The sequence below is a fragment of the Acinetobacter sp. S54 genome (genome assembly GCF_016624945.1).
Taxonomy (GTDB): domain Bacteria; phylum Pseudomonadota; class Gammaproteobacteria; order Pseudomonadales; family Moraxellaceae; genus Acinetobacter.
The window spans coordinates 200,887-217,548 of the sequence record NZ_JACVUI010000004.1; the positions used below are offsets into that span (position 1 = coordinate 200,887).

Consider the following 16,662-nt stretch of genomic DNA (forward strand, 5'->3'; position numbering starts at 1 on the left):
AAATTGATAGGATTTCCCATGAGAAAATTAACAACAGCACTCCTACCAGTAGCACTATTGGCTACAAGCTTTGCAACACACGCAGCTACTTCAGACGGTAAAACTTTTAGTGTTTCTGCTGGCTGGTTACATATTATGCCTCAAGGCGAAAAACAGGGTGTATACGGTCAAAATAATTTAACTCAAACTCCAGTTAATGATCCTCATGCCGGTTTTGAAATTGATGATGCAGATACTGGCGCAGTACTTTTTGATTACTATGTAAATGATAATGTATCTTTAGAACTTGTTGCTGGTGTGCCACCTAAAATGGAAATTTTAGGTAAAGGTAGTATTTTAGGCGGGGCTGTTGATCTTTCTAAAGTAGGAAAAGTGGGTGAAGTAGATGCTTATACCCCTGTTCTTCTTGGTAAATATCAATTTGGTACAGTAAATAGCAAATTTCGTCCATTTGTAGGTGCAGGTATCATGTATGCACATTTTGATGGTTTTGAACTTGAATCGACTGTAAATCCTGCTTTAAATGCAGCTGTAGGTAATGGACAGTTAGGACTATCTGCAACGAATGTAAGTATTGATGATGCTATCGCTCCTGTAGCTACTATTGGCGCAGACTATAACTTTAATAAAGACTGGTTTGCGACAGCTTCGGTAACTTATGCTCACTTAAAGACTAAAGCGACTTTAGATATTAATTCATCTACTTTAAACAGTACACTTATTAAAGGTGAAACGGATATTGAGATTAATCCGATTGTAACTTTTGTTGGTTTGGGTTATAGATTCTAAATTTTATCTCATATCGAAATAAAAAAAGACCTCGATTAATCGAGGTCTTTTTTATGGAAAATATAAATATTAAAAAAAGCTTAAAAATAATATTATTTAATTATCATTTTTTGTTATATTGAATGCCAATTTTATTATCCGAAACGAGTATATAAATGTCAGTGGCTCATCATCGTAACGCATTAATTTTCATGGGTATGGGATTATTATTTCTCATATTTATTATAAGTATGGCTTTTCTAGCAGCCAAAAGTGATGCGGAAAATCAGCGTAAATATAAACAACAACATGAAGAAATTGCAAAAAAACATGGGCTATCTGATTCTAAATAAATCAATCTTATACATTTAAGAATTTAAAGAATATCTCTGTGTAATTGACGGATATTTGGAATGTCAGTATATCGAAATATAGAATATCCAGCTTCTTTAAACATCTGATCGCGTAATTGATCTTCTTTAACTTTTTCTAAATGGCTGGGATCATCAAGTTCGATGATTGCGATAACGTCAAGGGCATCATTTAGGATCACGAAATCTGTTACTTTTCGGTTGAATTTATGTCTAACTTTATAGTGATCACTAGTAATCAAAGCGCTAAAAGCAACTTGAGCTAAGATATGATGATCTGGAAAAGCAATTTTTAAGCGACGAAACATTTTTGCTTCAAAAGGAGTAATAGGAGCCCGTGCAAAAAACTGTTGTCTAGAAAAGATAAAAGATTTTAAACAAGTTAAAATAAGAAATAAGCTAGAGATGCAGCCCAAACTTAAAAAAAATATTTGAGATGAACTCAACACATTTCCCTTACTCAAAAGAAAACCCACTCTAATGAGTGGGTTAAAAATTTGGCTCTCCCACCTGGGCTCGAACCAGGGACCTGCGGATTAACAGTCCGTCGCTCTACCGACTGAGCTATGGGAGAATCTGAAAGCGATTATAAGGGGATTTTAATTAGGGTCAAGTCTAATCTGTCATGTTTCTTACATTTTAAGTGTGTATGTTGTTTATTTGAACAAAAACCAAGTGTAGCATGAAAACGCTTGTGCTTTGAGCAATAGGTTGTTATGTTTAAAAGCGTAATAGTGTTTGAATCAAATTCAAACTGTGTGGATTTAACCCAACTTGCCAGCACTAAATGGCTAAATCGGAGGGCAGTGTGATGCCAATTCTTCATATTCAAGATATCTTTTCTCAATTTCAATATTATCAGTCTCTCTATCTGGATATTTTGCATAATCCAGAATTGTACTACCAACCAGTTTTAGATGCTCATATTCATTTTTCTATTGTTAGTGAAGAAAAAATTTATCTGGGCGATTTATTACAATTGTGGCTGGGCGATAAATGGACAGAGCATCAGGTTAAAGTTTTGAGTGACGTCAATCAAGGTTTATGGACACAACTTAACGAATGCTGGCATAACTCATTGTTTCTTTTTGCTATTGAGAGGAAAGGACTTTTTGCAAAAACATCTGCATTGGCATGGAGTACGGAAGAACAGCAAGTTAAAGAAATTACCTTGGAACAGGCCTTACCTTATTATTGCCATTACTTAAGTCTGGAACGACCTAAGCGTTTTAGTTAATTTTTAGCAAACTAAAATCTTTGTATATAAAAGAAAAAAACCTATCCGAAGATAGGTTTTTTGATGTTCAAAGCGGATTAAGCTTTTTTCTCAGCTTCAATTGAGGCAATCGCAGCGTCTATTCCATCAATAGATTCGGCTGCTTTTTTAATGCGTGCTAATGCATCCACTAGGACTTCATCTGCTGTAGCATAAGAGATACGCATAAAACCACCTAGCCCAAAAGCATCCCCTGGTACAACTGCAACGCCTGTTTCTTCAAGTAACCATTCTGAAAACTCTGTACAAGATTTTAAACCTTTAGCACGAATGAGCGGACGAATATTGGCATACGCGTAGAAAGCACCATCTGCAGGTAGACAGCTAATACCATGAATTTCATTTAAACCATTCACCACTAAATCATGACGGCGTTTAAATGCTTCAATCATGGGCTCAAGTACATCTTGCGGGCCATTTAATGCAGCCTCAGCAGCAACTTGTGAAATTGAAGTTGGGTTTGACGTTGATTGAGACTGAATTTTTTTCATTGCACCAATAAGTTTTGCAGGACCTGCCGCATAACCAATACGCCAACCTGTCATCGCATAGGCTTTAGATACACCATTTAGAACAATCGTGCGGTCATACAAATCTGGAGCAACAGTTGCGATATTGTAGAATTCATCTTCCCAGCGAATAGGTTCATACATGTCGTCAGATGCAATATAAACTTGTGGGTGTTTACGCAGAACATCAGCCAACGCTTCGAGTTCAGCTTTTGTATAAATCATGCCTGTTGGGTTAGAAGGGCTATTGAGTACTAATAAACGTGTATTCGGTGTAATAGCAGCTTCTAATTGTTCAGGTGTAATTTTGAAACGTTGGTCTTCACCACATTTCACAATAACCGGTGTCCCTTCAGCGATAATCACCATATCTGGATAACTTACCCAGTAAGGTGCGGGAATAATCACTTCGTCACCTTTATTTAACAATGCTAATGCAAGGTTGAAAAATGACTGTTTACCGCCACAAGATACTAAAATCTGGTTGGCTTGATAATCAAGATTATTGTCGCGTTTAAGTTTTGCAATGATTGCTTTTTTTAGGCCTGGCGTACCATCAACTGCTGTATATTTAGTAAAACCATTATTAATGGCTTCAATAGCAGCATCTTTGATGTGTTGCGGGGTATCAAAATCTGGTTCACCTGCACCCAAACCAATCACATTTTTACCCGCTGCTTTAAGTTCAGCAGCTTTATTGGTAACAGCAAGAGTAGGGGACGGTTTGATGGCATTTACACGATCAGACAGACGTACGTCCACGGCAGCATTCCTTCTAATGGGATTAAAAAAATAAAAGCATACTATCTTAGCCCAAAATCGTTGACACGTGTTTTATTATCAAAACAAATTTATAAAAAACCTAAAATCAATGTCGGTGAAATAATCAAATTGTAAGTTGCAGTGTTATTTTTAAGGGCATCTCGGGACAAAATCATTTAAGATATGCAAAGATCACCCAATTTAAGTGAACATCATGAGTGAACAAAAGCCCAAAGCAAAAAAGGCTGTGGTGAAATTACCTTTTCCAATGCCTAAAGCGACTGATTGCGATGACGAAGACGCCGTGCATAATCAGGTTCGTCCTAAGCCTGAACAGTATGCAGATCGGACTTGGATGCCACCACGTGGTACGCGTAGATCGATGGGAAAACGTTAATTTTAATTGTTTTACCTCAGCTATGAATTGAAAAGCCCCTTTATAAAGTAAGGGGCTTTTTCATAAATAATGCTTATCTTTTGCTTGACGAATGTCTACAAAGTAGTTATTGTTATATTATAACATTTCAATAAATGAGATTATCCTATGCAAGTTCTCTCTTCTCTTAAAAGTGCAAAAAAGCGCTCACCTGATTGTCAAATCGTTCGTCGTCGTGGCAAGCTTTATGTGATTTGTAAATCCAATCCACGTTTTAAAGCAAGACAAGGTTAAAACAGGCTTTTGCCTGTTTTTCAAATTGCTTCTTTATCCTGATAAAAATGTTTTTTGCGCTGATACATTTGCTGATCCGCTCGTTTGAGCATAGATTCGATACTTTCATTTTCAAGCGTGATTGCAGAACCCAAGGACATGCTAATAGGTTGACTTGAATAATATTGGTTATCGATATTAAACAATTCCTGAATGGTTTGTAACATGACTAAAACGGCTGTTTCATCTGTTCCCGGCATGAGAATGACAAATTCATCACCGCCGATACGTGAAGCTGTATACGTTGTATTTTGAATAGCCTGAGTCAAAACACTACCAACACGGCGTAATAATCCATCGCCTACATCATGCCCGAGTTGATCATTGATTTCTTTCAAGCCATTCATATCCAGAAAAATACAGGATACTGGCCGTAAAATGCTACGTTCAAGCCGATTGAGTTCTTCTGTAAAAAAAGAACGGTTATAAAGTTTGGTGAGCACATCATGCTTGCCTAGATATTCCAGATAATTTTCAGCCTTTTTCCGTGCAGTAATATCTGTTAATGCAACCTGTACCAATCCCCAATCTTCTTCATAACCGGGAAAAACGGTAAATTGCAACAGTACATTTCGAATGCTGCCATCTAACGCATAATTTACGGCCTCACGCTGGTGATGAATGTTACCTTTCCATAACTCAATCAGTTGTTCACGGAAGGTACTGAGCATTTCATTGGCAAATACTTTATGAATATTTTTTAGTAGAGTTTGTTTATCTGAGGCCTGAAATAAATCCAATGTGGCCTGATTAATGTCAAGTATTAAAATATCCTCGATGCATTGATTAACAAATTCAGGATGTACATCTAGAAAGGTACGAAAATCATCAATTCCCATTTGTTTTAATTGATCGATTCGAACTTTAACCCGACTGAAATCTTCCACCCAAAGCGAAGCGGGTGAATATACAAATCTTGCTTCTGCCAGGCGACGGTTTTTTTCTTCCTGTCTGCGGGCATTTTGATAAGATGTTACATCCTCAGTCGTCACAAGAACTTGTGCAAAAGACTGTTCGTAACCCGGTAAAATTGCGCCACGCAATTGAATATCAAGACGTTTTCCAGATAAGCTGTAATTAACTGCAACACTGGAAAAATGTGTTTTACCCTCCCATAAATCGACTAACTCGTACAGATGCGATTTGAACATATCTTCCTGAAAAATACGATCCAGATTGCCACATAAATGTTCCTGCGAATCAGCTTCAAATAAATTAAGAGTTTGTTGATTGACTGAAATAATTTTTATTTTATGCGCACATTGGCGAACTCGATCAAGATCTTCATTCAAGAAAGTATATAGATCTTGAATGCCCTGAGCACGCCATGCATTAAACTGGTTTTTTATATCGCTATAATCTTCCAGCCACATTGGAATAGGTGCAAGGTCAAAAATAGATGAATCTAAAGTCGGCATTTAGGGCAAATTCCAATGAATTATTTAATTTTTAAAGGAGTATAAAACCAACGCTTATACTTGGAAATAGAAAGGTGTAAAAAATAGACAATTTAAGTGAAGTATTTAGAAATACTAGAATATAATTTTAATGCATACCTGATTATTTTGCTCCTTTAGTGGTATAAAAGAGCAAACAGCAAACTATTTTATGATTTTACCCGATTAATGGGGTGCTGGATGGTAATGTCTCCACGCCACAATTTGATAAAGTCTTGTTCATCAATATCATAAAGTTCCATAAGGGCTACGATAACCCCCACAAAAATCATAGCACCTTCGCTATTACCATGAAAATTAAAAATCTTGCCATTTAGCTTACTGAGAATATCTTCAAGTTCACGCTCACGACCACGACCATAGCGGTCACGGGGGTACATTTCTTCATTTAAAACAATTAAGGCGATGGCCTTTTCGGCATCACTTAATGCAGTTTTATTCAATGCTTCTTCAAAAGAGTCACTACCATGATCAAAATAGAAAATTACATCGTCATTAATAAAGGCATGTACTGTGTTTGAAGTTAAATCGGGGAACTGAGAAATAGCATTTTCATCAATATAGGGCTTAAATGATTCAGGTAAAATCACATTGGAATGAATACCTTTAAATAAAGGTGCAATTTCTGAAACTTTATAGCCCGCGATACCACAACCCAAAGCAGTGATGAAATATTTTATTTTGGGATGATGTTGGACATAGGTTTTAAAATCATTCACATAATGCTCAATTTGAGACAAGGGCATTCGTTGTAAATGTTCATTTAAAGTTGGAATAGCAAAACTTTGACCAGCCCAACCACGACCGACATTATTTACGGCACCAAAATGCTGTGCGGCAACACGAGCTGCACCATGTGTATGCTGTCCAGCCATATTACTGCCAAAGACAAAAACCGTATCTTCAGGAAGTTCAGTGACAATGCTTTCGTCGTGATAATGGTATGCCATGTCGTTTCAGTTCTGATCTTGATTTCCTCCATGTTGCAGAGGAAAAGGGGATGGGTCAAGTACAATATGTAGAAATTAAATTTACAGGAAAAGCCTTTAAATTGAGGGGGAATTGCCCCATAAAGGGCTTAGTGAAATGAAATTTAGAAAAAGAGAGCGTGTGCGTGAGCGATAAACAACCCTTTGAATTAGTCACTAGTTACCAGCCCGCAGGTGATCAACCGCAGGCGATTGAAAAGCTGGTGCATGGTGTTGAAAGTGGTTATCGCAATCAGTTGCTATTGGGGGTCACTGGTTCAGGTAAAACTTATACCATGGCCAATGTGATTGCACAGACTCAGCGACCAACTATTGTTATGGCACACAATAAAACTCTAGCGGCACAGCTTTATGGAGAGTTTAAGGCGTTTTTTCCCAACAACGCAGTAGAATATTTTGTCAGTTATTATGACTATTATCAGCCTGAAGCTTATGTGCCTTCGTCCGATACTTTTATTGAAAAAGATGCCGCAATTAATGATCATATTGACCAGATGCGCTTATCGGCAACTCGTGCTTTATTGGAGCGTCGTGACGCGATTATTGTAGCTTCGGTTTCTGCAATTTATGGTTTGGGTGATCCCGAAGCCTATATGAAAATGTTGCTGCACGTGGTTGAAGGCGATCGGGTTAATCGTGATGACCTGATTCGTCGGTTGGTTGAAATGCAATATACCCGTAATGAACTGGAATTTTTACGCGGTACGTATCGCATTCGTGGTGAAATTTTGGATGTATTTCCTGCCGAATCTGATCAAAATGCAATTCGTATCGAGCTGTTTGATGATGAAGTTGAATCTATTCGCTGGTTTGATCCATTGACTGGTAAAATGTTGCGTAAAGTACCGCGCGTGACGATTTACCCTAAAAGTCATTACGTCACGCCAAAAGACAATTTATCGCGCGCGATTGATACCATTAAGGTTGAGTTACAGGATCAACTTAAATTTTTCCGTGAACATGACAAACTGATCGAAGCACAGCGCATTGAACAACGTACTCGTTATGATCTGGAAATGATGCAGCAATTGGGCTACACCAATGGTATCGAAAACTATTCACGTCACTTGTCTGGTCGTCCATCGGGGGAAGCACCACCGACTTTATTTGATTACGTGCCTGATGATGCGTTACTGATTATTGATGAATCACATGTTACGGTTCCGCAAATTGGTGCAATGTATAAAGGTGATCGTTCGCGCAAGGAAAATTTGGTCAATTATGGTTTCCGTTTACCAAGTGCACTTGATAACCGTCCTATGAAATTTGAAGAATGGGAGCGAATTGTTCCGACTACGATTTATGTCAGTGCAACACCAGCCAAGTACGAACTAGAACGATCAGATCAGATCGTAGAACAAGTCGTACGTCCGACAGGTTTAGTTGATCCTGAAATTGAAATTCGTCCAGTATTGACACAAGTTGATGATGTTCTTTCTGAAATTAATCTTCGTAAAGATCTGGATGAGCGTGTTTTAGTGACCACCTTGACTAAACGTATGGCGGAAGATCTTACCTCTTATTTAAAAGAATATGGGGTGAAAGTAGCCTATCTGCATTCCGATATCGATACTGTCGAACGAGTCAAGATTATTCATGAACTACGCACTGGGGTTCATGATGTGTTGATCGGTATTAACTTGCTGCGTGAAGGTCTAGATATGCCAGAGGTGTCTCTGGTCGCAATTCTGGATGCAGACAAAGAAGGGTTTCTGCGTTCGGAACGTTCACTTATTCAAACCATCGGGCGTGCCGCACGTAATCTAAAAGGTAAAGCAATCTTATATGCAGACCGTATCACGGACTCTATGCAAAAAGCCATAGATGAAACAGAGCGTCGCCGTGCCAAACAGATTGAGTTTAATGAAGAGCATGGCATTACTCCACGTAGTGCGGTACGACAAAAAATCAAGGAAATTGATACCGGTGAAGTCTTTAATGACGATGAGATTGATGCCAAAGTTTCTGCTCAGGCGAAAGCACTTTCAGCAGATGAACGGCACATTCTTGCGGATCCAAAACTCTTTACCAAGCATATTTCTAAACTGGAAAAAGAGATGATCAAGGCATCCAAAGAATTGCAGTTTGAACAAGCTGCACGTTTGCGTGATGAAATTGTGCGATTAAAAGCACAGATGCTGCAATAAACTCATAAACTATTTACTCTGTAAATTGCTACATATTTATACATAATTTGCATATAAAACAAGCTAATGTGAGTATTGTTTATAAATTGATGATGAATAAATCAGGCAATTGACAGGGGAATACAAATGTCATTAAAACAGAATCTCCCAAAAGCCAGTTGGAGACTGACCAAAATTGCAGTGGGTGGAATTGTATTGACAGGTTTGGCAGTCGCAACGGTTGCTTATGCACAAAATAAGCCTTTACCTACAGTTGAACGAGTAGAGTTAGATAAGTACTTGGGTGTTTGGTACGAAATTGCGCGTAAACCGATGTTTTTTGAAAACCAATGTGTCAAAGATATTACTGCGACGTATACCTTAAATGAAAATGGTAATGTGGTCGTGGATAATCGTTGCTACAGTAAAGATGGTTTGCTGAAACAATCAATCGGTGAGGCTTTTGTTGAAAACCCACCTTTTAATACCAAACTAAAAGTAAGTTTTTTACCAGAAGCGGTGCGCTGGATTCCTGTGGCCCGTGGAGATTACTGGATACTTAAACTCGATGAAAATTATCAAACTGTGCTAGTGGGTGAACCTTCACGTAAATATCTTTGGGTTTTGTCCAGAACACCAGAACTTTCTGAAGATGTAGTCAATGAATATTTGAACTATGCAAAATCCTTAGGTTATGAACTCAATGATATTATTCGCCCTCAACATACCTTAAAATAAACGTTATCATTGTAATAGAAGGCCATGCTGATGCATGGTTTTTTATTTTTTAATAGATGATTATTCAAGTTTTTCCAATTTTGCAATTACGAGTTCAAGATGTTTAAAGGCATTATGCTGTCAGTTATCGCATCGGTTACCTTTGGTGTGCTGTATTTTTATACCAAGCTATTAACTGGTCTGGATAGTGAGCAGACTTTTGGCTGGCGTATGGTGGCGACGTTGCCTTTTCTCACCCTATTGATGTGGCTACTGGGTGATTTAAATCATATTAAAACGATTTATCAGCGAATTATTGCTCAACCTGCATTTTTCTTACTTCTGATTTTATCTTCTATTTTAACATCGGTTCAGCTTTGGCTCTTTTTATGGGGTCCCATGAATGGGCGTGGTTTACAGGTTTCATTGGGTTATTTTTTATTGCCACTGGTTTTAGTCTTGAGTGGCAGTTTATTGTATGGTGAAAAGCTTTCTAAATTTCAGATCGCCGCTGTTGTTCTGGCAGTAATAGGTGTCAGTCACGAAATCTTTCGTTTAGGTTCTATCGCGTGGGAAACTGCCTTGGTAGCGTTTGGATATTCGGCCTATTTTTTATTGCGTAAAAAAATTGGTACCGATAATTTAGGCGGTTTTTGGTGGGATATCGTTATTATCTTACCTATTGCGTTGTACTTCATTCAAAGCGGCAAGGGAAGTCTGGTTGTGTTGCAGCAACAGCCCCTTATGTTATTGGTGGTGCTTGGATTAGGGGTATTAAGTGCGATTGGTTTGGGAAGCTATATTCTAGCGAGTCGTTTTTTGCCCATGATTCTTTTTGGTTTGCTTAGTTATTTGGAGCCCATTTTATTAGCACTTGCATCTTTGGTATTGGGTGAAAAAATTACATCAGAAGAATGGTACACCTATATTCCAATTTGGTGTGCGGTATTATTGCTGGTGATTGAAGGAAGTTGGCATCTTTATCAGCAGCGTAAAAATAAAGTGGCTTTTGAACGAAATATAGAGGTTTATCAGAAACGTTTAAAAAATGGAGAATGAGTAAAATATCAGCAGGATTTTATGATTCATCCTGTTGATGAAGCTCGCGGATCGAAATACCTTGATATAAAAGTTAAACATCAACACGCTTTTACTAAAAATTAAAATAAAAAATCATAAGTATTTTATAAATTTATAGTGAATATCACTGAAAATATCATCGACATCAACAGCTTTTGATTCAATCTTGATGATAATTCCTTTACAATTATGGGGTTTTGAAATTCACGCCTAGAAATTATTCATTAGAGGACGTATTTGTGAGCAAAGACACTATCATCGCCCTACACGCGGAACACCAGGGTCGTTGGAAAAACCGCGAAGAAATTGCGGAACATATGATTGCGCTAATTGGCCAGTTATACCGCGAAAAAAATATTGTCGTTTCTGTTTACGGTCGTTCTTTAATCAACCGCTCTGTGATTCAGATTTTAAAAACGCATCGTCGCACTCGTGTAGTGGACGTAGAGCTTTCTGTTGTTAATACTTTTCCGATTTTAGAAGCGTTGGCAAAAGTTGAAAATATTGGTTCAGCTGAAGTTGATATCGGTAAGCTTGCTGTTGAATACAAAGAAAAAGGCGGCGATATCGATGCTTTTGTTGCTCAAGCGGTTGAGTCAATCAAAGGCAATGCAACCTCTGAACAACCTAAAGATGTAGTGTTATACGGTTTTGGTCGTATTGGTCGTATTTTGGCACGTTTGATTATTAGTCAATCTGGCTTGGGGCGTGGTTTAAGCCTTAAAGCAATCGTTGTGCGTAAATCTTCTGATGGCGACTTGGCAAAACGTGCGTCTTTGTTACGTCGTGACTCTATTCACGGTACTTTTGCAGGTACAATCGCTGTTGATGAAGAAAACGAAGCAATTATCGCCAATGGTAATTACATCAAAGTGATTTATGCGTCTAATCCAAGTGAAGTGGATTACACCCAATATGGTATTAACAATGCGCTTTTGATTGATAACACCGGTAAATGGCGTGATGTTGATGGTTTAAGCCAACATCTTAACTGCGCTGGTGTTGCCCGTGTTGTGTTGACTGCACCGGGTAAAGGCGACATGAAAAATGTGGTATTTGGTGTAAACCAAGCTGACATTTTAGATGAAGACAAAATTATTTCTGCTGCAAGCTGTACCACTAATGCAATCACTCCAATCTTAAAAGTAGTGGATGAAAAATATCATGTGTTAAATGGTCACGTTGAAACTGTTCACTCATTTACCAATGATCAAAATCTGATTGATAATTATCACAAGGCAGATCGTCGTGGTCGTGCGGCAACCTTGAACATGGTGATTACAGAAACAGGCGCTGCTAAAGCTGTTGCTAAAGCATTGCCACAGTTGAAAGGTAAATTAACAGGTAACTCTGTTCGTGTACCAACGCCAAATGTTTCTCTTGCAATCTTGAATTTGACGTTAGATAAAGAAGTTGATCGTGATGAAGTGAATGAATATATTCGTCAGATTTCAATTAATTCTAACCTGCAAGGTCAAATTGGTTATACCAACTCAACTGAAGTGGTTTCAAGTGATTTTATTGGTTCGCGTACTGCGGGCGTATTTGATGCTCAGGCAACCATTACTTCAGGTAATCGTTTAACTGCGTATGTCTGGTATGACAACGAAGTCGGTTATAGCTGCCAAGTATTGCGTATCGCTGAACAAATGTGTGGCGTAAGTTATCCAAAAGTTCCTGCTGGAACTGATGCATAATTTATTACTTCATGTTTGTTTTAAAAAGCTCAGTTTCGACTGAGCTTTTTTTATGTCGATCTGTTTTATAAAGACTAACAGCATTTCACAGATACAAAATCGATGCTGAATGTTTCTATTAAATCGTAAACACTGTGCTTTCAAAGAAATAAAAGAATTTGTAATTTAAGGATAGAACATTGCAAGTGAGAAATGTGCTGAGTGGATTAGCATTGATTGCATTGGCGACCCTAATAGGTGTTGGTATTGCAATCTGGGTTTTTAAATATTTCAATATTTATATTCCCTTGAAAAATCAAGCGGTGAATATTGATTTACAAGAGCCTTTGCAGGCAAAAGTCAAAATTCAGGATGCACTGGATGTGGATGTTACAGGTCGTGTGAATGCTGCGATTCCTATTCGGGAAAATCTCAATATTCCTTTAACCCAAACTCTGACGCCGCGTGTTTATTTTGATAATCAGGTGCCGATTAAAACGACCATTCCTGTAAAGGAAACGTTGAAGGTTAATCAAAACTTACCCATTGATACGAACGTTCAAGTCAAGGTATTGGGTAAGGATATTACTTTGCCGTTGAAAGGAACTATTCCAATCAAATTAGATGTGCCGATTGATATACAAGTTCCGCTTGAGCAAAACGTCCATTTAAAGTTTGATGCACCAGTGCGCACAGTACTAAAAGAAAATTTAAATATTCCATTAGATACCACTTTAAAAACTAATATTCCTATTAGTGGTCATTTGAATGTTCCCATTGAAACAGCTTTAGCTGCTTCGGTAGATGTGCAAAATACTTTACCGATCAAAATTCAGCAGGGGGAGTTAAAAATTCCATTGTCGAGTATGCGCATTCAAAAAGTGGGTGATTCGCCACCTACTTCGAAAATAGCAACGCCTGTTCCTTTACCACACAAGGAATAGCAATTAATGTGGTTCTTTAGCTCCTTAAAACGTACTTTACTGATTTTTATTGGCATCGTGAGTCTAGTTGCAGTCTTATTTTGGCTTTATTTGAATATTCAGGCATCTGTTTCTGTGTCTTCTCATCATGCTCAAATTCATTTACCCGAATCACTTCCTACAAAAATCCATGTCGGAAATTATTTGCAAACTCGGTCGATAGGTAAACTTGATACCAGCATTGATATTAATCGACAATTAGATTTACCGCTACGTGGTAAATATCTAGCAGAATTGAGTTTTGAGGTGGAAACTCCGATTACAGTGAATATTGATTATTCCACGATGCTAAAAATCGATGAAACTATGCCACTTGAAACCACAACCGATCTGATCTATCAAAATAAGTTATTGCCACAGTTTCCTTTAAAACTGGATATTCCCATCCAGTTGGATGTACCGTTTCAGCTTAAACGCAGTTATACCTTACCTGTCAAAATTTCATTTAGTGGGCCCGTATATTTTGAGTTTAATGAGCCTGTACGCCTCAATGTCCAGCATCAGTTTAATCCCACTCTAAATATCAATGATCCGATGACAATGCGCAAAATTGCGACTTTCAATGCCATTATGTATAACTCCGTACAAACGACTCAGGCAAACCTTGATATGCAGATGAATCTCCCTTTGAAAAATATTCATCCTTAAAAATTGACCTTCATTTTTAATCTTTAAATTCTCAGTTTCTACAGCGCCTTTAGGCTTTTTCATGAAACTGGGAATTTGCTTGCATTTTCTATTCGAGAATTTTAGTAAAATATGGCAGAATAGGCGGTTTTTAGAGATTTCAGAGGATTGGCACATGCGCTTTGTTGATGAAGCAGTCATTACCGTAGAGGCTGGCGACGGTGGCAATGGCGTAGCCAGTTTTCGCCGTGAAAAATTTGTACCGTTTGGTGGACCTGATGGCGGCGATGGTGGTCGTGGGGGCAGCGTGTATATTCAGGCTGATGATGATACTGGTACACTGGTCGACTTTCGTTATACCCGAAAATTCCGTGCAGAGCGTGGAAAAAATGGTTCAGGTGCGAACTGCTCAGGCCGTGGCGGTGACGATGTTATTTTAAAGGTTCCCGTAGGCACCACGATTGTCGATACAGATTCAGGCGATATTATTGGCGACCTGGTCAAAGATGGTCAGCGTGTTTTGGTGGCTCATGGGGGTGATGGTGGTTTGGGTAACACCCATTTTAAATCATCGACTAACCGTGCACCTCGTAAATTCACTACGGGTGTAAAAGGCGAATTCCGTGAAATTCGTTTAGAGTTAAAAGTACTGGCTGATGTTGGTTTGCTGGGCATGCCAAATGCAGGTAAATCAACCTTTATTCGTGCCGTAAGTGCAGCCAAACCGAAAGTGGCTGATTATCCGTTTACGACTATGGTGCCAAATTTAGGTGTGGTCGATGCCGATCGTCATCGTTCTTTTGTCATGGCCGATATTCCAGGTTTGATTGAAGGCGCAGCAGAAGGGGCTGGGCTCGGCATTCGCTTTCTAAAACACTTGGCACGTACACGTATTTTGTTGCATATCGTGGATGTACAACCGATCGATGGTTCAGACCCTGCGCATAATGCCAGAGCAATTATCGCAGAGTTGGAGAAATTTTCTCCGACACTGGCGAAACTACCGATCGTATTGGTTCTTAATAAACTCGATCAATTGGATGAAGACAGCCGTGATGAATGGTGTCAGCACATTATTGATGAGTTGCAGTGGACAGGGCCGGTCTTTAAAACCTCTGGCTTATTGGAAGAAGGCACTAAACCTGTAGTGTATTACCTCATGGATCAAATTGAGCAACAACGCGAGCGTGAAGTTGAAGATCCAGAGTACGCAGCAGAAGTTAAAGCATTCCGTGAACAGCTTGAGGCTGAAACACGTGAACAAACTATCGCGGCAAAAGAAGCATATCGTGCCATGCGCCGAGCCCAGCGTTTGGAAGGCTTACTGGCTGGTGAAGACGATGATGACTTCGATGACGAAGATGATGATAACGATGTAGAAAGTATCTACGTGCGTGATTAGACTTTTCACAACCCCTTTAATTCCTCCTGTGAGGTGATGTGGCTTTGCAAGATGGAAAGCAATTTGAGGAAAACATGATAGAAGTGGTGGATGGGCAACGTCAGCTCAATGAGTGTAAACGAATCGTTGTTAAAATCGGATCCTCTCTACTCACAGCAAATGGGCAAGGTTTAGATTTAGATGCAATTTCGCATTGGGCAACTCAAATTGCCAATCTACATACTGCTGGACATGAAATTATTTTAGTGTCCTCTGGTGCTGTGGCTGAAGGGATGGTGCGCATGAAGCTGTCGAGTCGACCCACCGATCTACCCAGTCTGCAAGCTTGTGCAGCTATTGGCCAAATGGGCTTGATCCATACGTGGTCGAGTGTGCTGGAAAAACATAGCATTCAAACTGCACAAGTTCTTCTGACTCATGATGATCTGGCAGATCGTCGGCGTTATCTTAACTCTTGTGATGCATTACAAAATTTGATTGACTGGCGTGTGATTCCCGTCATCAATGAAAATGATACGGTTTCAACCGATGAAATTCGTTTTGGTGATAATGATACGTTGGCGGCAATGGTTGCGGGGCAAGTACATGCGGATTTGTTGATTATATTAACGGATCAGCAAGGTATGTTTGATTCTGATCCACGTAGTAACCCTGACGCGAAATTATTGACTGAAGTTCGTGCTTTAGACGATAGTTTGTTTGAAATGGCGGGCGGTGGTGGCGTGCTAGGACGAGGAGGCATGGTCACTAAAGTTCGTGCTGCGCGCCTTGCGGCTAAATCGGGATGTCCAACGCTCATTGCTAGTGGTGAAAGTGATCATGTTTTGTCGCGTTTAATGGCAGGTGAAATGCTCGGCACTTTATTCAGTACGGATAAAGATCGTATGACGGCGCATCAACAGTGGTTAGCGGCACATTTACAAACTGCAGGCCGTTTGATTATTGATGATGGTGCTGTAGACGCAATTAAAGAACGTCATCGTAGTTTATTGCCTGTTGGTGTCAAAACTGTTGAAGGGCATTTTGATCGTGGTGATGTCGTTGAATGTGTCGATAAGTCTGGAAAGCGGATTGCGGTAGGACGGGTAAATTTTAGTTCGCAATCGGCCGATATTATCAAAGGATTAGCATCTGATAAGGTTTATCAAGTTTTAGGCGAAGCGCGTTCACTGGAAATGATTCATCGCAACCATATGGCGATTTACTAAGG

At 39.1% G+C, this 16,662-nt stretch carries 17 protein-coding genes and 1 tRNA gene; 13 read left to right on the forward strand and 5 right to left on the reverse strand.

Annotated elements, in window-relative coordinates; genetic code table 11:
* Positions 1-18: 18 nt before the first annotated feature.
* Both IAE20_RS09095 and IAE20_RS09100 read left to right on the forward strand, forming a co-directional pair.
* Positions 19-789: an OmpW/AlkL family protein gene (locus IAE20_RS09095; protein WP_200482185.1), complete on the forward strand. Its 771-nt coding sequence runs from the start codon at positions 19-21 to the stop codon at positions 787-789.
* Positions 790-944: 155 nt separating this feature from the next.
* The gene (locus IAE20_RS09100) at positions 945-1,121 is read left to right on the forward strand and encodes a hypothetical protein (RefSeq protein ID WP_200482184.1); all 177 of its coding nucleotides are present in this window, start codon (positions 945-947) and stop codon (positions 1,119-1,121) included.
* 23 nt (positions 1,122-1,144) lie between these two features.
* Here the strand turns inward: IAE20_RS09100 and IAE20_RS09105 are convergent, their stop codons facing one another.
* Together IAE20_RS09105 and IAE20_RS09110 are read right to left on the reverse strand one after the other, a co-directional pair.
* Positions 1,145-1,588, reverse strand: a complete 444-nt coding sequence (locus IAE20_RS09105; RefSeq protein WP_200482213.1) for a DUF2726 domain-containing protein — start codon at positions 1,586-1,588, stop codon at positions 1,145-1,147.
* 49 nt (positions 1,589-1,637) lie between these two features.
* Positions 1,638-1,713: transfer RNA gene (locus IAE20_RS09110), tRNA-Asn, on the reverse strand.
* A 237-nt stretch (positions 1,714-1,950) separates the two neighbouring features.
* On the opposite strand from IAE20_RS09110, the gene IAE20_RS09115 reads away from it, so the two are divergent.
* Positions 1,951-2,376 (forward strand): hypothetical protein, encoded by a 426-nt coding sequence (locus tag IAE20_RS09115; RefSeq protein WP_200460341.1) that lies wholly within the window; start codon positions 1,951-1,953, stop codon positions 2,374-2,376.
* 77 nt (positions 2,377-2,453) lie between these two features.
* On the opposite strand, the gene IAE20_RS09120 is transcribed toward IAE20_RS09115, so the two are convergent.
* Positions 2,454-3,686 carry a pyridoxal phosphate-dependent aminotransferase gene (locus IAE20_RS09120; protein ID WP_200482183.1) on the reverse strand — a complete coding sequence of 411 codons (1,233 nt, stop codon included), beginning with the start codon at positions 3,684-3,686 and terminating at the stop codon, positions 2,454-2,456.
* A 214-nt stretch (positions 3,687-3,900) separates the two neighbouring features.
* Between IAE20_RS09120 and IAE20_RS09125 the strand changes: the two genes are divergently transcribed.
* Positions 3,901-4,083, forward strand: coding sequence for a hypothetical protein (locus IAE20_RS09125; protein ID WP_200460339.1), 183 nt, complete (start codon positions 3,901-3,903; stop codon positions 4,081-4,083).
* 147 nt (positions 4,084-4,230) lie between these two features.
* Positions 4,231-4,356 (forward strand): type B 50S ribosomal protein L36, encoded by a 126-nt coding sequence (gene ykgO, locus IAE20_RS09130; protein ID WP_010588981.1) that lies wholly within the window; start codon positions 4,231-4,233, stop codon positions 4,354-4,356.
* A 20-nt stretch (positions 4,357-4,376) separates the two neighbouring features.
* On the opposite strand, the gene IAE20_RS09135 is transcribed toward ykgO, so the two are convergent.
* Positions 4,377-5,813 carry a sensor domain-containing diguanylate cyclase gene (locus IAE20_RS09135; RefSeq protein WP_200482182.1) on the reverse strand — a complete coding sequence of 479 codons (1,437 nt, stop codon included), beginning with the start codon at positions 5,811-5,813 and terminating at the stop codon, positions 4,377-4,379.
* Between the two features lie 188 nt (positions 5,814-6,001).
* Positions 6,002-6,802, reverse strand: a complete 801-nt coding sequence (locus tag IAE20_RS09140; protein WP_200460337.1) for a hypothetical protein — start codon at positions 6,800-6,802, stop codon at positions 6,002-6,004.
* A 164-nt stretch (positions 6,803-6,966) separates the two neighbouring features.
* Here IAE20_RS09140 and uvrB point away from each other — a divergent pair, with 164 nt between their 5' ends.
* The 8 genes from uvrB (at position 6,967) to proB (ending at position 16,660) form a co-directional block, all read left to right on the forward strand.
* Positions 6,967-8,988 (forward strand): excinuclease ABC subunit UvrB, encoded by a 2,022-nt coding sequence (gene uvrB, locus IAE20_RS09145; RefSeq protein WP_200460336.1) that lies wholly within the window; start codon positions 6,967-6,969, stop codon positions 8,986-8,988.
* A gap of 126 nt (positions 8,989-9,114) precedes the next feature.
* Complete coding sequence (locus IAE20_RS09150) at positions 9,115-9,705, forward strand: lipocalin family protein (protein WP_200460335.1); 591 nt, start codon at positions 9,115-9,117, stop codon at positions 9,703-9,705.
* A gap of 99 nt (positions 9,706-9,804) precedes the next feature.
* Positions 9,805-10,743: an EamA family transporter RarD gene (gene rarD, locus IAE20_RS09155; RefSeq protein ID WP_200482181.1), complete on the forward strand. Its 939-nt coding sequence runs from the start codon at positions 9,805-9,807 to the stop codon at positions 10,741-10,743.
* A 260-nt stretch (positions 10,744-11,003) separates the two neighbouring features.
* Positions 11,004-12,461 carry a glyceraldehyde-3-phosphate dehydrogenase gene (locus IAE20_RS09160; RefSeq protein ID WP_200482180.1) on the forward strand — a complete coding sequence of 486 codons (1,458 nt, stop codon included), beginning with the start codon at positions 11,004-11,006 and terminating at the stop codon, positions 12,459-12,461.
* Between the two features lie 179 nt (positions 12,462-12,640).
* Entirely contained in the window at positions 12,641-13,384 is a 744-nt protein-coding gene (locus IAE20_RS09165) for an MFS transporter (protein WP_200482179.1), read from the forward strand.
* A 6-nt stretch (positions 13,385-13,390) separates the two neighbouring features.
* Positions 13,391-14,071 carry a hypothetical protein gene (locus IAE20_RS09170; RefSeq protein WP_200482178.1) on the forward strand — a complete coding sequence of 227 codons (681 nt, stop codon included), beginning with the start codon at positions 13,391-13,393 and terminating at the stop codon, positions 14,069-14,071.
* Between the two features lie 154 nt (positions 14,072-14,225).
* The gene (gene cgtA, locus IAE20_RS09175; RefSeq protein ID WP_200460330.1) at positions 14,226-15,452 is read left to right on the forward strand and encodes an Obg family GTPase CgtA; all 1,227 of its coding nucleotides are present in this window, start codon (positions 14,226-14,228) and stop codon (positions 15,450-15,452) included.
* Between the two features lie 74 nt (positions 15,453-15,526).
* Entirely contained in the window at positions 15,527-16,660 is a 1,134-nt protein-coding gene (gene proB, locus IAE20_RS09180) for a glutamate 5-kinase (RefSeq protein WP_200460493.1), read from the forward strand.
* The last annotated feature ends 2 nt before the right edge of the window (positions 16,661-16,662 follow it).

Coding starts and splice junctions, on each gene's coding strand:
- IAE20_RS09095 (WP_200482185.1), top strand. CDS start 19: ATGAGAAAATTAACAACAGCACTCCTACCAGTAGCACTATTGGCTACA.
- IAE20_RS09100 (WP_200482184.1), top strand. CDS start 945: ATGTCAGTGGCTCATCATCGTAACGCATTAATTTTCATGGGTATGGGA.
- IAE20_RS09115 (WP_200460341.1), top strand. CDS start 1,951: ATGCCAATTCTTCATATTCAAGATATCTTTTCTCAATTTCAATATTAT.
- IAE20_RS09125 (WP_200460339.1), top strand. CDS start 3,901: ATGAGTGAACAAAAGCCCAAAGCAAAAAAGGCTGTGGTGAAATTACCT.
- ykgO (WP_010588981.1), top strand. CDS start 4,231: ATGCAAGTTCTCTCTTCTCTTAAAAGTGCAAAAAAGCGCTCACCTGAT.
- IAE20_RS09135 (WP_200482182.1), bottom strand. CDS start 5,813: ATGCCGACTTTAGATTCATCTATTTTTGACCTTGCACCTATTCCAATG.
- IAE20_RS09140 (WP_200460337.1), bottom strand. CDS start 6,802: ATGGCATACCATTATCACGACGAAAGCATTGTCACTGAACTTCCTGAA.
- IAE20_RS09150 (WP_200460335.1), top strand. CDS start 9,115: ATGTCATTAAAACAGAATCTCCCAAAAGCCAGTTGGAGACTGACCAAA.
- rarD (WP_200482181.1), top strand. CDS start 9,805: ATGTTTAAAGGCATTATGCTGTCAGTTATCGCATCGGTTACCTTTGGT.
- IAE20_RS09170 (WP_200482178.1), top strand. CDS start 13,391: ATGTGGTTCTTTAGCTCCTTAAAACGTACTTTACTGATTTTTATTGGC.
- cgtA (WP_200460330.1), top strand. CDS start 14,226: ATGCGCTTTGTTGATGAAGCAGTCATTACCGTAGAGGCTGGCGACGGT.
- proB (WP_200460493.1), top strand. CDS start 15,527: ATGATAGAAGTGGTGGATGGGCAACGTCAGCTCAATGAGTGTAAACGA.